Raw genomic sequence first — 595 nt, 5'->3', positions numbered from 1 at the left:
ACAAGAAAAACAGAGTGGTTTCTTCTTATACACCTATGGTGGGACAGGAAACTTCTCCTCTGAAAACGCTCCTCGCCAATATGGTTATAGTGGTGCACATCTGCGCTATGCCGCTCTACAAGGAGGCGTGAACTTTGCCGCAATAGAAGGGCAAAATACCACAACAAATTTCGGTCTTGTTGGAACCTATGGACAACTGTCCTTCACTCCAAAAAATATGAAAGATGCATCTAAGAGCACGGTAGATAAATGGTCCATCACAGCCTATGGCAGTATACACCATAACAATGGTGTCTATCTTGATACCCTATTATCCTATGGTGTCTTAAAAGGTGACATCACCAATGCTATTATTGGTACAACTGCAAAATTGAAACATGCCAAGATGTGGAGTATCTCCACCACTATGGGCAAACAATTTGCCACCAGTATTCAAGGACTTACCTTTGAACCCCAAGCACAACTTGCCTATCAACGTTTGATGTTTGATACAATTTCAGATGCCGATCACTTTACCATTGATATGAACAATCCTCATCAATGGATGATCCGTGTTGGTGGGCGTTTAACCAAAACCGTTACAGCAACTGAAAAC

1 protein-coding gene is annotated in these 595 nt (G+C 42.0%); it reads left to right on the top strand.

The features are described from left to right. A partial coding sequence (locus tag PVV64_RS10410) for an autotransporter outer membrane beta-barrel domain-containing protein (protein WP_273760908.1) occupies positions 1-595 on the top strand: 595 nt, incomplete at both ends.

Source organism: Bartonella sp. ML70XJBT.G (genome assembly GCF_028618575.1).
In the GTDB taxonomy this organism is placed as follows: Bacteria; Pseudomonadota; Alphaproteobacteria; order Rhizobiales; family Rhizobiaceae; genus Bartonella.
The sequence above is the reverse complement of the archived record's forward strand: the minus strand, read 5'-3'. Positions and strand labels throughout refer to the sequence as shown.